Below are 14,689 nucleotides of genomic sequence, written 5' to 3'. Positions count from 1 at the left end.
AACGCTTCTTTTTTTGAACCAGTCTCTCCTACTACTAACGAGTGTCAAAAATCTGTGAATGGCCAAAAAGCGGTCGGCGACGCTCAGTACCAAAACCCGCTGCCCGACCGGCAAATCCATTTGCCCGGCGGAAAGTCGAAAGCTTCCCTCTGGCGGACTGCCGAACACCATATCAAACTTACCGATCCGATCCCGATCTGCAGCGCCTGCATGAACGACATGCCATGATCGCCATTTGGGATGATCACGAATTTGCCATGGACAGTTGACGTGGGAGGAGAGTCAAAATGGCTCGAAAGATCCTTTCTGTGGTTTTGAAGGTGGTATTAGTAGCTGGAATCCTCATTCTTATCTTCCTGCTTCTATGGTCATTGGTTTTGTGGATCCACTCAAACACGGGTGACAAGGTTTGGAGTGAGCTTTCAGATCACCAAAACAATATTCCCCCAAATTCACTCCCGGTGGGGACTGTGGTGTTTCAATCTCATTTCTCTTGGTTCCCTATCATCTGTGGCATCTCCATCGTACTGGCTGTCATCCTTGCAATTTGGGGCATCAAGCGGGCTTTCCGATAGAACATTACATCCCGAGAGGGACAACTTGTCAAAGAATCACGAAGCTCACCCATACCCTCCCAAAAAAGGGGGATATCATCATTGTTTACAAAAGACGGGGACGGCTGAAAGTGTCACATGATGCACTGTCACGGTTGAAAAGCGTGGCTGTTTGCGGAGAATCCGGTGGCACTCAGAGCGCCTGCGTATGGTGTCAATCAACATGGATCATTTCCCGTTATCCATGAAATGGTATTCCTGTGGTAATCTGAAATCAGTAAAGGGGGTGTTAAGAAATTTATAACAACGAGCTTGATCGTTTACTAACGGGGTACTTCTATACTAACATGTATGTACAAAGATATAAATCTTTCAATTACCAAGGAGGTCCTGTCTGTGAGCGTCATTGGAGAGCTGCTACGCCATCGGGCGCGGTTGTCACCGGATGTGGAGGCGGTGGTGTCGCCGACGAAACGGTTGACATACCGGGAATACAATGGGATCGTGAACAGGTTGGCCCATTACCTGCTCCAATTGCAAGTGCAAAAAGGGGATCGGGTTGCACTTATTTGCAAAAACAGTCATTATTTTCCGATTATCTATATGGCTGCGGCGAAAATCGGCGCCGTAACGGTACCGATCAACTGGCGGCTCAAAACGGATGGCATTCGTTACATATTGGAAGACTGCACCCCCAAAGTTCTGTTTTACGACGGAGAATTTGATCAGGTTGCGCCTTTGTTGGGAACGCTTCCTTTCCTTCAGCAGGAAATTCGCATGGATATAGAAGAAGACGATTCCTTTTTGGAGGAGTTGGTGGAAGGATATCCCGATGAAGAGCCGCAGGTGGATGTGATCGGGGAAGATCCCGCCGTGATCATCTATACCTCCGGAACCACCGGCCGTTCCAAAGGGGTCGTATGTACCCACACCAATATGTACGCAGCCAGCATCGCCAACACGGCCACATTGGAATGGCGGTACCGGGATCGGTTTTTGGTGGTCACCCCGTTGTTCCACATCAGTGGTATGATCATTCCCGTCTGTGCCCTGGTTCGTGGCCTTACGATGGTCGTGAACGACCAATTCCACCCCGTACAGATTTGGGATCTCCTGAATGCTGAGAGGATTAACATCATGTTTTCCGTGCCGTCGATGCTCAGCTACATGTATGAGTCGTTGAAGCATCAGGATGCGGATGTGCCTACCCTTCGCATGATTATCTGCGGCGGGGACAAGGTGCCGGCGGAGTTGATCCGGGGGATGTACGATTTCGGGTATCATGTGGTGCAGGTGTACGGCGCGACGGAGTATGCGGGAGCCGCCACGTTTTGGTTGCCGGAATATGGTCTGGAGACATGCGAATCCGCTGGAAAAGCCGTTTATCTGACCGAGATGAAAATCGTCGATCCCACCACGGGCGAAGCATTGCCTCCGGGTGAAAAAGGAGAAGTGGTTTTAAGGGGACCATTGATGTTCGCAGGGTACTGGAATATGGAGGAAGCCACCCGGGAAGTGATTCGAAATGGTTGGTACCATACGCGGGACGTGGGCTGGATGGATGAGAACGGCTTATTGTACGTGGTCGACCGGCTGCGGGACATGATCATCCACAACGGGGAAAATGTGTTTCCGGCACAAGTGGAATCGGTTATCAATCAGTTGGAGGAAGTGGCCGAGTCCGCCGTGGTCGGTGTCGCGCATCCTGTAAGTGGCGAACTTGCCCGGGCTTATGTCGTGCTGAAAGAAGGAAGCTCGATGACCGAAGAAGAGATCATCACCCATGTCCGCCGGCATTTGCCCGATCACTTTCTGCATGAAGTCGTCTTTGCGGAGGAACTGCCGAAAAACAGCATGGGGAAAGTGATGAAGTACATGCTTCGTCAACATGCCAATCAACAAGAACAGGTGCATTGAGTTGAAGGCCCCCCTATGGGGGCCGATGAGCGTTTGCGAAATGGATGGAGGGTCCGGAAAGAGTTTTCATCTTCACATATCCGGCCCTTCTATCTCGTTTTCGTCCCGATTATTTTTTGTAATGTGATGGAATGAAAAATGTCTTACAAGACGGTGACCGGCTTCTTTCATGATTTGCCCGGCTTCCATCCGGAGAGAAATGGCCATGGCTCAATAACGAGGACGAACATAAGAAAGATGAGCTGCGCCGTTGAAAAGGAGCGCCATGAAAATTTCTCCTTCTGACATTCTGATAAAAAACCGGGTGACCCTATTGGATTTCACCCGGCTAACCCCATTTTCAAATCACTCAAAATGCTTTAGGTTGTTCAACCCACGATCCGCAATTCTTTGGAAAAACCGGTAAGAATCTCGCATCCCTCTTCGGTGATGATCACGTCGTCCTCGATCCGCACACCGCCGACGCCCTCCACATAGATACCCGGCTCCACGGTAATGGCCATGCCCGGTTGCAGCGGGTCCATGTTGGTTTCGGTCAACGAAGGATACTCATGCACCTCGATGCCGAGACCGTGTCCGAGCCGATGCGGAAAATGATTGCCGTAGCCCGCTTTTTCGATCACGTCCCGTGCAGTCTTGTCCAATTCTCCGATGGGCGTTCCCGGTTTGCATTTCCCCAGGGCGTTGAGCTGTGCCTGCAACACCGTTTCATAGATTTCCCGCTGCTGTTCTCCGACCGAGCGGTATGCGACGGTACGGGTAATGTCCGAACAGTAACCTTCCAGTACGACCCCAAGGTCGAACAAGACCAAATCTCCCTCCTGCAAACGGTGGTTGCCCGGTATGCCGTGCGGCAGACCGGACTTTTCCCCGAACAGCACCATCGTGGAAAAAGCCATGCCCTGAATCCCCTTTTGTTTCAGCGCCATTTCGATCGCGGCGACCACTTCCGTCTCGGTGACGCCTTCTTTCAAAGCGGAGATGCCCACTTCCACACCATAATCGGCCAAGCGGGCCGCTTCCCGCATGATGCCGATCTCCTGTGCATCTTTGATCATACGCAGCTGATGCATCTTTTCTTCAGCCGAAACGAGCCGGACATCCGGAAAGATCGACATCAATAATTCTGCACGACGGTAGGAGAGATGATCCTTTTCCACAGCCAGGGTACGAACCCCGTCCGGGTGAATCTGTCGGAAGATGAGCGCATCCCGGATCATTTCCCACGGATTTTGGGTATCGTCGTAACCCAGGATCTGATAGGACCATCCGGCATCTTTGGCCTGTTTCACTTCCATTTGCGGACAGATCAACAGCGGTTCGGCTTCGGGAAAAACAAACAGCCCCAACAGCCGTTCATGCGGATGACAAAGAAATCCGGACAGGTAGAACACATTGGCGGTAGAGGTGAGGAACGCAGCATCGATCGATTCCTGTTTGATCCATGAGGAAAGTTTCTCCAAACGCACCTGCATGGATTTGCTCCTTTCTATACAGAAGGGGTCAGTGTTTGAATACTCAATGTCATCATCCGCCTGATTATGAAAAAAATCAAGGGAAAAACAAAAAAAGACGGGAAGTTCCCGTCAAACGAAATAGGTGAAACAGAACACCACAGATTGCACGTGGGAAGGACGTGCTTGTCTAGGGCCTGTCTGGTAAATCTGTGAGAGAGTAAATGCTTTCCCGGGTGAGCAAAGACCGATGCTCGACCGAGCGAACACCCAGAGAGCACAGAAATGAAATCGCGAGCAACTTCCTCTAAGCGAAGCGTACTCTGCCCGCGTCCTGCGTTCCGTGTTGGAGCGGCCATGCCCTGCTTCCTTACAGGGCGCAGGTGGAGCGAATCGGGAAAGCAATGGGACTTTCACCAGACACGTTCCGGCCATCTCGAACCGGATGGTATCCCGTCAACCGTGTGAGAAGTCCAACCGTGCCTGGTCACGTGGAATCTCACATTCGAAAAGCAGGGATTTACGTGCGTCGCGGGATTGGATCGAGCTGACCGCATAGGCACGCCAAGTGGCTTTGTCCCGCGTCAATTCCATCACGGCGTAACCGTGTGTGGTGCTGTCAAACCGTTTGATCCAGGGATTTTGCATGGTGATGAGTTCGGACAACCGACGAATCACTTCGTCCATGATGCCTTCGGACAAGGATGACACCGGGCCGTAAACGTCGGCAATCATTTGCTTGACAGCCGAAAGCGGCAACGGATTGGAACCGGAGATCGATCCATGAATCGTTTGTTTCAGCATTTCTTTCAAATTGGAAGAGGTGACCGAGCCGACCATCAGTTCCACACCCACCGCCTGTTCGTCGGACGCGTTGTCGTAATCAGTATGGATCAAGTTCGCTTCAAAAGTGTGCAAATCACCCGTGATCGTGATCCAATTGCGAACGCCTGCTTTTTTCAGCGCCTCCGTCACCTCACGGCGTTCGCCTGCGTAGCCGTCCCATGCATCCAGATTGAGATACTGTCCGAACAGTTTCAAAGGGGTGTACTGGACTTCATTGGCCCAGATTTTCCACAATGCCGCAGTGGATTTCATCCGATCGAGGAACCAAGCTTTTTGTTCCTCCCCCAGCATCGTCTGGTCCGGGTCGTTCATACGGGGACAGCCGGGGGACAGGTAACGTTCGCCCAGTTCCTTCTCTCCGCACGGGTGGGCGCTGCGGTAGAGCCGTTGATCGGTCAATACGAATTCGGCCAGGTCTCCCCAGGAAAAGGAACGGTAAATGCGGATGGAACGGTCAAATGATTGCGTTTCATCAAAAGTGACGCGTGCCGGCATGTACTCAAACCATACGCGGTTGGCCGTCAACCGGCGTGACGGATCAGATTCCGGGCTGTCGTCGGGAGCAACGGCCGGGAAATACGTATCGTTGGCAAATTCGTGATCATCCCAGATGGCGATCATGGCATGCCGTTCATGCAGGCGCTGCAGATCGGGATCGGATCGGTAAGTTTGATAAAGCGTTCGGTAGTCCGCCAGGGTGAATGCTTTCGACTTCCCGCCGGGCAGATGGATTTGCCGGTCGGGCAGCGGGTTTTGGTACTGAGGGTCGCCGACCGACTCATATACGTAGTCCCCCAGATGGATGACGAAATCCAGTTCCTCCTCCGCCAGCATTCGGTATGCGTTGTAGTAGCCGTTCGTGTAGTCGGCGCAGGAAACGTAACCGAAACGGACGGAACGCACAGGCGCACCCGCCGTGGGGAGGGTTCGGAACCGGCCGGTGCGGCTGACATGACCGGAACGCGTGATAAACCGGTAATAATAGGTGGTTTGCGGTTGAAGGCGTCCGTCCACATCCACTTTGACGATATGGTCATAATCCTGGTAAATCGGTGCGAAGCCGCTGAGTACAATATGGGAGAAGTCCGCTTGTTCGCTGATTTCAAACTGGACAAAACGCCCTTGGCGAATCGCCTCGATGACGTCTTCATTTGGGGATGAGGCGGGGTCTTGCATCCACTGCACCAGACCGGGGTCCACCTTGTCTGTGGTAAGACCCGGAGAGACACGAGGGTCCACCCGTGTCCACAGCATGGCACCGGTCGGAGTGGGATCGCCGGAGGCGACGGATTGGGGAAAACCCATCCCGGGAGCATATTGCGCTTGGAATCGAGGATAGCGAGAAGTGGCGATGGCCGCTTGTGCGGCGTTGGCCGTACGGGAGATGGCGACCACCGGACCTTTCGTCAGGCTGTCAACGAGAAACAAAGCCGATCCGGTGAGCAGCGATTTGAGAAATACCCGCCGACCTAGGTCGATCGTAGGGGTCTTTCGATCACTCATTTCCCATCCTCCTTTGGACAACCGATTGCTTTCACCATAACAAAGGCATATGAATGTACATTATCGTTACTGTTAAAATCTTTCGAAAAGATGAGGGTGAATGCCTGTCATAAAATGCGAATGAGAGCCAAACCTTTTCCAGGTTTGAGTGAAGCCTTTGTGGATGGATGTGGATTGTCACGCCGGATCAAGCGAGAAGCCCACGGCGACCAAAGGGTGCCTTTGTGCTTCAGCCGGCGGAGCAAGTCACACTCTTTTATTGTTGCTCTATGCACTCCCGCAGGGGGGATACAGCAAAAAGCCCGCTTTCATCTGCGTGAATCAATTGAAAAGTGGAGTGAACATGGTTTCAATGCGGTGTTCCTTTTGCTCTTGGTGGGATAAATGTGGTATAGTTATTGCCGATATTAAGTACGGACGATCGATGAGGTGGGCCTGTGTTTAAAGCGATTGTTCCCGATCTGTATGTACAATCCATTTATGATATTGACCTTCATCTGCTGCAACGTCGCGGGGTCAAAGCGGCCATTGTTGATTTGGACAACACCTTGGTGGAAGCGGACCGCCCCGACGCCACCCCCAAATTGGTCAGTTGGTTGGACCAGGTACGGGGGATGGGATTTCGCGTGATGATCGTTTCCAACAACACGCGCACACGTGTGTCACGGTTTGCGACACCCTTGCAGATTCCATTCATTCACCGTGCCAAGAAACCGCTCTCCAGCGCGTTTAAAAAGGCGTTGCGGCACCTGGAGACCAAACCGGAAGAAACCGTGGTGATCGGTGACCAGTTGTTCACCGATGTGTTGGGTGCCAAACGAATGGGCCTGTTTGCGATTCTGGTTGTGCCGATTTCCGAATCGGAAGGTTTCTTCACCAAGATCAACCGGATGATGGAACGGATCGTCTTTCGTTGGATGAAAGAGAAGGGAATGTTACAATGGGGGGATCGCCCGTGAGGGAATCGGCGTTGTACTGTGTGGGATGCGGTGTTCCGCTGCAAGCCGCGGACCCGAAACAACCGGGATATGTTCCGGAAAAGGTGCTGGCGGAGGCGAATCAGGATGCCGTTTGCCAGCGTTGTTTTCGTATACGGCATTATAACGAAGTGGCACCTGTCCTCCAGGACCCCGGCTACTATGAGGACTTGCTGCGCCGGATTGCGGATACGGACGGTCTTGTCGTTCAAGTGGTCGACCTGTTTGACTTCAACGGCAGTTGGATTCCGGATCTGCCTCGATGGATCGGGGAGAATCCCCTTCTGTTGGTAGCAAACAAAATCGATTTGTTCCCCAAATCGGTCAAGCACGGGCGGATTCGTGAATGGGTGCGCCGGTCGGCTGAGCGCCTCGGCGCGAATCCGGTGGATATCGTGCTGTGCAGTGCAGCCAAAGGTTTTTACATACGGGAAGTGATGGCGGCCATCGAGCGTCACCGCCAGGGCAGGGACGTGTACATCGTCGGCGTCACCAACGTGGGGAAATCAACGTTGATCAACCGTTTGTTGCATGATTTCGGCGACGGAGGTCAACCGATCACGACCTCGCCGTATCCGGGCACGACCTTGGATACAATCCGGATTCCGTTGGAAGACGGACGCGTACTGATTGACACTCCCGGCATCGTACGAAAGGATCGGTTGAGCGAATGGGTTTCTCCCGCCGATTTGAAGGTCATCGTACCCAGAGGCACGATCAACCCGCGCGTGTATCAGCTGAACGACCGGCAAACGCTGTTTCTGGGCGGCTTGGCACGTGTCGATTTTATCGAGGGACCCCGTCAGCCGTTTGTGTTGTATGTCTCCAATGCGTTGTACATTCACCGGACCAAGTATGAAAAAGCGGATGCAATCCAACGTGCGCATCTGGGAGACCTGTTGGTGCCGCCGGATGATCCGTCCGTCTTGCCCCCTTGGCGCAAACATCGATTCCACATTCCGGGCGGCAGAAAGCAGGATCTGGTGATCGCCGGTCTCGGTTGGGTCGCTGTCGGTAAAGAAGCGGCCGGGATCGAAGTATGGGTGCCGGAAGGCATCCAAGTGGAATTGCGTCCGTCTGTCATCTAGCAATGGCTTCAACAGGCAATATCAAAGGGATAATGGGAGCGGGTTTTCTAAAGCGAGTGATGCCAGAGCTTCCTGGAACGAGTTTGCAATAACATGCTTCGGGACGCCTTGCTCTGTTCCGGAAGAAGCGCAGAGAGCGAGAGCCGGAAAGTGATGCGGACGATATAAATCAGACACACTCCAGGATGTGTCTGGTTATTTCCATAAGGGGGCAACGTTTTCCCTGGTGAGCGACTACCAAGCCCGACCGAGCGAAGACCCGGAAAGCGCAGGAATGAAATCGCGGGCAATTTCCTCTCAGCGAAGCGTACTTTGCCCGCGTTTTGCACCCCGGTCGGAGCGAGTGAAGAAAACGAGTCCGCCCGCGGGTTTCATCTTTCGAGAACTTGGAAAAGGTTAAAATGGGGGAGAGGAGAGCATCACCTATGCACATCGACGGAACGACCGGTGTCGTGGCCTTGTTGGGTCATCCGGTGGCCCATTCCAAATCGCCGGAGATGATGAATCGTGCGTTTCAGGCGGCCGGCCTCCCTTATTTATATGCGGCGTTCGACGTGGCTCCGGAAGCGTTGAGCGATGCCGTTCGCGGTTTGCGCGCCTTGGGTGTCCGTGGTTGGAATGTGACGATCCCGCACAAAGTCGCCGTGATGGAATGGTTGGACGAAGTGGATGAAACGGCCAAGGCCATCGGTGCCGTCAACACGGTGGTCAACGACAACGGTCGATTGGTCGGATACAATACCGACGGTGCGGGCTATCTGCGCTCGCTTCGGGAAGAGACCGGCTTGGAAATTACAGCGCAACGCGTATTGATGATCGGTGCCGGCGGCGCGGCCCGGGCGGTGGGACATGCATTGGCGACGGCGGGGGTGCGGCATATCACGGTGGCCAACCGCACGGTGGAAAAAGCGGAAAAGCTGGCCGCCCATCTCCGGCAGTGGACGGCGACAGATGTCGTCGGGTTGTCTGAGATCGACCGGGTGATGGAGGAAACCACCCTGCTGGTGCAAACCACATCCGTGGGAATGCATCCGCATGCGGACGAGATCCCGATCAACCCGTCCTGTTTGCATGACCGGCTCATCGTGAGTGATCTGATTTACCGGCCGAAGTGGACCCGGTTGTTGGCAGAGGCGAAAAAGCGGGGAGCCCGTGTGCATTCCGGATTGGGCATGTTGCTCTATCAAGCGGTGTTGGCGTTTGAACACTGGATGGGACGTCCTGCGCCGGTTGAAATCATGCGGGAGGTGCTGGAAGCCTCACTGCAAGGAGAATGATGGTGGAAATGAGGATGTGTGATGAACATCGGCATTTTTGGCGGCACGTTTGACCCGATTCATATCGGGCATCTGATCATTGCCGAACAGGCATGGCAAAGTGCCGGGTTGGACGAGGTGTGGTTCATCCCGGCAGCATCTCCGCCCCACAAGCCGGGACAGGACATCACACCTGCAGAACATCGGGTGGAAATGGTCAGGCTGGCGATTCGCGATCATCCCAAGTTTCGATTGTCCACGGTTGAGTTGCAACGACCTGGACCGTCCTATACCGTGGATACGGTTCGCCAGCTGTGCGCACAGCATCCACGCGATCGGTTTTTTCTCATCGTGGGCGGGGACATGGTGAATGATTTGCCGAATTGGTATAAAATAGAGGAAATCCTGCAAATGGTGGACATCATCGGACACGCGCGTCCCGGAACGACAACGGACGCTTTGCCCCCGGAGATCGCGGAGAAAGTGATCTGGGTGCGAGATCCCGTCACCGTGAATGTCTCGTCCACACAGATTCGCCGGCAACTGGCGAGCGGTGCTTCCGCGCGGTATCTTTTGCCGGAACCGGTGCGCAAGTACATCAAGGGGAAGAGATTGTATGGAACGTGAGGCATTGTTGCAAGCTGTAGAAAAGGAACTGCCGCGATCGCGGTTTGAACACACTTTGCGCGTGGCGGAGACGGCCGTTCGACTGGCCGATCGGTTCGGAGCCGATAAGGAAAAGGCCGATTTGGCGGGCATACTGCATGATTACTGCAAATATTGGCCGGATGAACGCATGCGGGACTGGATTCTTCGTCATCATTTACCGTCGGATCTGTTACACTATAATAAAGAATTGTGGCATGCCCCCGTCGGTGCCGAAGCGGTGCGCGAGTGCCTGGGGGTAACGGACCCCGAGGTGTTGGACGCGATCCGTTACCATACGACCGGACGGCCGAACATGACGCGTTTGGAACAAGTGATATTTCTAGCGGATTACATCGAACCCGGCCGACGGTTTCCCGGTGTGGACGAAGTGCGCGCCGTGGCCGAATCCGATTTGGACCGTGCCGTGCTGATGGCACTCGACAACACGATTCGCTTCCTGATTGACCGTGGTCAAAAGGTGTATCCGTTGACGCTTTTGGCCCGCAACGATGTGTTGGAGCGGGTGTCAGGAAAAAATTCATCCTGAGGAGGGTATCGTTTTTGAACCTGGTGGAGATTGCGCAATTGGCGGCTGCGACTGCCGAGGAGAAAAAGGCACAGCGTGTCACCATCCTGGATATCCGTGGATTATCGGTGATCGCCGATTACTTCGTCATCTGTCACGGAAATTCGCAAAAGCAAGTGCAAGCCATTGTGACTGCGATCAAGGACAAGATGCACGAGGCAAAGGTTCCTCTCAGAGGAATCGAAGGGTTTGCCGAGGCGCGCTGGGTACTGATGGACCTCGGAGATGTAGTCGTCCACGTCTTCCACAAGGATGAACGCGAATTTTACGACCTGGAACGGTTGTGGGGCGATGCCAGGGAAATTCGACAGGTTCAGTGAATCATGAACCGGTTTGAAATGGGTCCATTTTGTGAACAATGTTAAAAACACGTGAACAAATGGTTCAAAACCCATTGACACTTGTCCAAGCTGTTTCATATAATGTGAATCAAACGTCGCTAAAAGCCAAGATTCGACAAAGCTTGGATGAGGAGTAGTAATCCAGCTTACTCTGCTCAGAGAGTCGGCATCAGGTGCAAGCCGATCAGAGAGGTTGGGTGAACTCGCCTCATCGCTCCGGATGGGAAAGCTCAGTACTGTCCGGCGGAACATCCCCGTTACGGATGAAGGAGTGGGCATTTGTCCGGCAGACGCCGTACAAATGTCAACTAGGGTGGTACCGCGGGAGTTGTGAACTAACCTCTCGTCCCTAGCATGGAAGGCTGGGGGCGGGAGGTTTTCATATTTGGTGAGAAGGAGGTTGGGTCACATGCGGACGTATCAACCGAGTGAAATCGAACCGAAATGGCAAGCGGTCTGGCAGGAGCGCCGCATGCACCGGACCGACGAGGATCGGGACAAACCGAAATTTTATGCGCTGGAACAATTCCCTTATCCTTCGGGTGAAGGGTTACATATGGGCCATGTCCGGGTGTATACCATCGGGGATGTGATTGCCCGGTTCAAACGGATGAATGGTTATCGCGTCCTGCACCCCATGGGTGCCGACGCATTCGGCCTTCCGGCGGAGAATGCCGCCATCCAGCGGGGGGTGAATCCGCGCGAGTGGACGTTGAAAAATATGAAGCGGATTCGGGAGGAGCAGACCCGGTTGGGCGTATCGTACGACTGGGAGCGGTATGTCGGTACGTGTCTGCCGGACTATTACAAGTTGACACAGTGGCTGTTTCTGCTCTTTTACGAGCGCGGCCTGGCTTACCGCAAAAAGGCGGCCGTCAACTGGTGCCCCACCTGCAACACGGTGCTGGCCAACGAACAGGTTGAAGACGGGCTGTGCTGGCGTTGTGACACGGAGGTGACCAAAAAGGAGCTGGAGCAATGGTTCCTGCGCATCACCGATTACGCCGACCGTCTGCTCGAAGGATTGGACCGTCTGCCGAAGTGGCCGGACAAAGTAAAGGCCATGCAGCGTAACTGGATCGGTCGCAGCGAGGGGGCGCACGTCACCTTCACCATTCCCGAACTGGATGATGAAAAAGTGACCGTGTTCACCACCCGTCCCGACACATTGTTCGGTGTCACTTACTTGGTGTTGGCACCGGAGCATCCGCTGGTTCCGCAATTGATCCGCGGGAAGGAAAACGAATCGGACATCGCCGATTTTATCGAACGCATGCGGAAAGAATCCGAAATCACGCGGACAGCGGCGGATGCGGAAAAAGTGGGGTATTTTACGGGAGCGTACGCCCAACATCCTTTAACCGGCGAAAATGTACCGATCTGGGTGGCCAACTATGTCTTGATGGATTACGGAACCGGTGCGGTGATGGGAGTACCGGCCCACGACGAGCGTGACTTCCTGTTCGCCAAAAAATACGATTTGCCGATCCGTGTCGTCATCCGTCCGGAGGAGAGCGACACCGACGAGTTGACCGAAGCGTATACCGGTGAAGGGAAACTGATCAACTCGGGTGATTTCAACGGATTGAACAACCGGGAAGCGATCAGGGCCATCGCCCGTCATCTGGAGGAAAAAGGGTTGGGCGGACCGACGGTCAACTATCGCCTGCGCGACTGGTTGATTTCGCGGCAACGGTATTGGGGATGCCCGATTCCGATTGTCTACTGCGACGATTGCGGCATTGTCCCGGTGCCGAAAGAACAGTTGCCGGTCCTTCTGCCCGAAGACGTCGTATTTGACGGCAAACGCAATCCGCTCACCACGTCGGAATCGTTTGTGCACACCGAATGCCCCCGCTGCGGCAAGTCGGCACGCCGGGAGACGGACACGATGGATACGTTTATCGATTCGTCCTGGTATTTCTTCCGGTATACGGATGCGCACAACGAAGACATGCCGTTCGATCCGGACAAGGTGAAGGAGTGGCTGCCGGTCGACGAGTATATCGGCGGGATTGAGCACGCCGTGTTGCATTTGTTGTACTCACGGTTCTTTACCAAGGTCCTGTACGATGCCGGTTTGGTGCCGGTGGATGAACCGTTCACCAGCCTGCTGACTCAAGGAATGGTGCTCAAGGACGGGGCGAAAATGTCCAAGTCCAAAGGCAACGTGGTCAGCCCGATGGACATCGTGGAAAAATACGGAGCGGACACCGCGCGGATGTTTATCCTGTTTGCCGCACCGCCGGAGCGTGACTTGGAATGGTCGGATGCCGGTGTGGAGGGAAGCTACCGTTTCCTGAACCGCGTCTGGCGGATGGTGGAGCAGCACGCCTCCCTGTTCGAACAACGTCCCGCACCCGATATGACGAGCAGGGAAGCCCAAGAACTGAACCGGTTGCGGCACCGGACCGTCAAAAAAGTGACGGAAGACGTAAATGAACGTTATCACTTTAACACCGCCATCAGTGCCATTATGGAATTGGTCAACGGCATCTATGCTTATCCGGAGGATGCCGACCGTGGAACGCTGGCCGATGCGATTGAGACGGTCGTGCTGTTGTTGGCGCCGTTTGCCCCGCATATCGCCGAAGAACTGTGGCAGCGGATGGGTCATCAAGACAGCGTGCATGCCCAGTCGTGGCCGACTTTCGATCCGGCGGCTTTGGTGCAGAACGAAGTGGAGATCGCGGTGCAGATCAACGGCAAGGTGCGGGACAAAGTGGTTGTGCCGGCCGAGGCGGACAAAAGCGAAGTGGAAGCAATGGTGATGAAGCTGGACCGCATCCAAACGCTGTTGGAAGGGAAAACGGTCCGCAAGGTGATCGTCGTACCGCGGAAACTGGTCAACATCGTGGCCAACTGAACCACATGATCGGATGTATCATGGTTTAGGATAAGCGAGCGGGAATCCTCCCCATTTCAATGGGGTAGATGGATAGCGAGCGTTGCTCGGTATCCTCTTTCGGGGATGCTTAGAGCAACAATATAATATTGACATGGAGTGCGGAAACACTTAAAACACTATATCCAAGCGAAAACTCGGTAAACAAAACCAAACCAGGCATGGGACGTGCCTTCGTGGATGGATGCAGGGCACTGCGCCAGATGAAGCGAGAAGCTCGCCATTGAAATGGCGATGTAGTTCACCGACTACTCAAGCCCGATAGAAAGGACCGGAACGCGCAGGGATTCTATTGCCGGTCGTGTTGTCGAACCCTGTGCTTCCGGTGCTGGGCGGGCTTGTTTTCTTACGTTCGTTCCATCGTAACGGTTAGAGTTGCTCGATACAAATTCAGATTCGCTCCTCTAAAAGTGAAGGGTATTCGTTTTCCACGAGCGACCTTTCAGCTTGTCGAAAGGGAAGAGAGGGAAAACAGCTCACCCGGAATCACGATTGTACCCGCCACTCTGTCAGCAGTTGCAGCTCGCTTTGTGGGCGGGCTTTTTCTTTTTGCATGAGAAATCGATCTCTTCCATATCCTAAAGGATAATCGCCGATCACATCTGAAGATCGGA

At 54.0% G+C, this 14,689-nt stretch carries 12 protein-coding genes and 1 other annotated feature; of the genes, 10 read left to right on the top strand and 2 right to left on the bottom strand.

All coding sequences use genetic code 11. The features are described 5' to 3' along the window. The first annotated feature begins 41 nt into the window (after positions 1 to 41). The 3 genes from JQC72_RS16780 to JQC72_RS03595 all read left to right on the top strand — a co-directional run bounded on the left by JQC72_RS16780 (position 42) and on the right by JQC72_RS03595 (position 2,471). Positions 42 to 269 carry an alkaline phosphatase D family protein gene (locus JQC72_RS16780; protein ID WP_205492861.1) on the top strand — a complete coding sequence of 76 codons (228 nt, stop codon included), beginning with the start codon at positions 42 to 44 and terminating at the stop codon, positions 267 to 269. 18 nt (positions 270 to 287) lie between these two features. Next, positions 288 to 575: a hypothetical protein gene (locus tag JQC72_RS03600; protein ID WP_205492859.1), complete on the top strand. Its 288-nt coding sequence runs from the start codon at positions 288 to 290 to the stop codon at positions 573 to 575. A 375-nt stretch (positions 576 to 950) separates the two neighbouring features. Further along, positions 951 to 2,471: a class I adenylate-forming enzyme family protein gene (locus tag JQC72_RS03595; RefSeq protein ID WP_205492857.1), complete on the top strand. Its 1,521-nt coding sequence runs from the start codon at positions 951 to 953 to the stop codon at positions 2,469 to 2,471. A 368-nt stretch (positions 2,472 to 2,839) separates the two neighbouring features. On the opposite strand, the gene JQC72_RS03590 is transcribed toward JQC72_RS03595, so the two are convergent. Beyond that, a complete protein-coding gene (locus tag JQC72_RS03590; RefSeq protein ID WP_205492855.1) occupies positions 2,840 to 3,946 on the bottom strand; it encodes a M24 family metallopeptidase in 1,107 nt (368 codons plus the stop codon). Positions 3,947 to 4,381: 435 nt separating this feature from the next. Then, positions 4,382 to 6,274 (bottom strand): alkaline phosphatase D family protein, encoded by a 1,893-nt coding sequence (locus tag JQC72_RS03585; protein ID WP_205492848.1) that lies wholly within the window; start codon positions 6,272 to 6,274, stop codon positions 4,382 to 4,384. A gap of 437 nt (positions 6,275 to 6,711) precedes the next feature. Here JQC72_RS03585 and JQC72_RS03580 point away from each other — a divergent pair, with 437 nt between their 5' ends. From JQC72_RS03580 to leuS, 7 genes are all read left to right on the top strand, one after another. Further along, complete coding sequence (locus JQC72_RS03580; RefSeq protein WP_205492846.1) at positions 6,712 to 7,233, top strand: YqeG family HAD IIIA-type phosphatase; 522 nt, start codon at positions 6,712 to 6,714, stop codon at positions 7,231 to 7,233. After that, the gene (gene yqeH, locus JQC72_RS03575) at positions 7,215 to 8,339 is read left to right on the top strand and encodes a ribosome biogenesis GTPase YqeH (protein WP_205492844.1); all 1,125 of its coding nucleotides are present in this window, start codon (positions 7,215 to 7,217) and stop codon (positions 8,337 to 8,339) included. The genes JQC72_RS03580 and yqeH overlap by 19 nt, the downstream gene beginning before the upstream one ends. Positions 8,340 to 8,764: 425 nt before the next feature. Then, a complete protein-coding gene (locus JQC72_RS03570) occupies positions 8,765 to 9,616 on the top strand; it encodes a shikimate dehydrogenase (RefSeq protein ID WP_205492842.1) in 852 nt (283 codons plus the stop codon). Between the two features lie 21 nt (positions 9,617 to 9,637). Next, complete coding sequence (locus JQC72_RS03565; RefSeq protein ID WP_205492840.1) at positions 9,638 to 10,222, top strand: nicotinate-nucleotide adenylyltransferase; 585 nt, start codon at positions 9,638 to 9,640, stop codon at positions 10,220 to 10,222. Then, positions 10,212 to 10,790: a bis(5'-nucleosyl)-tetraphosphatase (symmetrical) YqeK gene (gene yqeK, locus JQC72_RS03560; protein WP_205492838.1), complete on the top strand. Its 579-nt coding sequence runs from the start codon at positions 10,212 to 10,214 to the stop codon at positions 10,788 to 10,790. The genes JQC72_RS03565 and yqeK overlap by 11 nt, the downstream gene beginning before the upstream one ends. 14 nt (positions 10,791 to 10,804) lie before the next feature. Further along, complete coding sequence (gene rsfS / locus JQC72_RS03555) at positions 10,805 to 11,149, top strand: ribosome silencing factor (RefSeq protein WP_205492836.1); 345 nt, start codon at positions 10,805 to 10,807, stop codon at positions 11,147 to 11,149. A gap of 135 nt (positions 11,150 to 11,284) precedes the next feature. Then, positions 11,285 to 11,524 (top strand) — a binding site (T-box leader). 55 nt (positions 11,525 to 11,579) lie between these two features. Next, entirely contained in the window at positions 11,580 to 14,036 is a 2,457-nt protein-coding gene (gene leuS / locus JQC72_RS03550; protein WP_205492828.1) for a leucine--tRNA ligase, read from the top strand. Positions 14,037 to 14,689: the final 653 nt, after the last annotated feature.

This window comes from Polycladomyces zharkentensis (assembly GCF_016938855.1).
Lineage (GTDB): Bacteria > Bacillota > Bacilli > Thermoactinomycetales > JIR-001 > Polycladomyces > Polycladomyces zharkentensis.
Note: the sequence above shows the minus strand (reverse complement) of the source record. Positions and strands in the feature narration are given on the sequence as shown.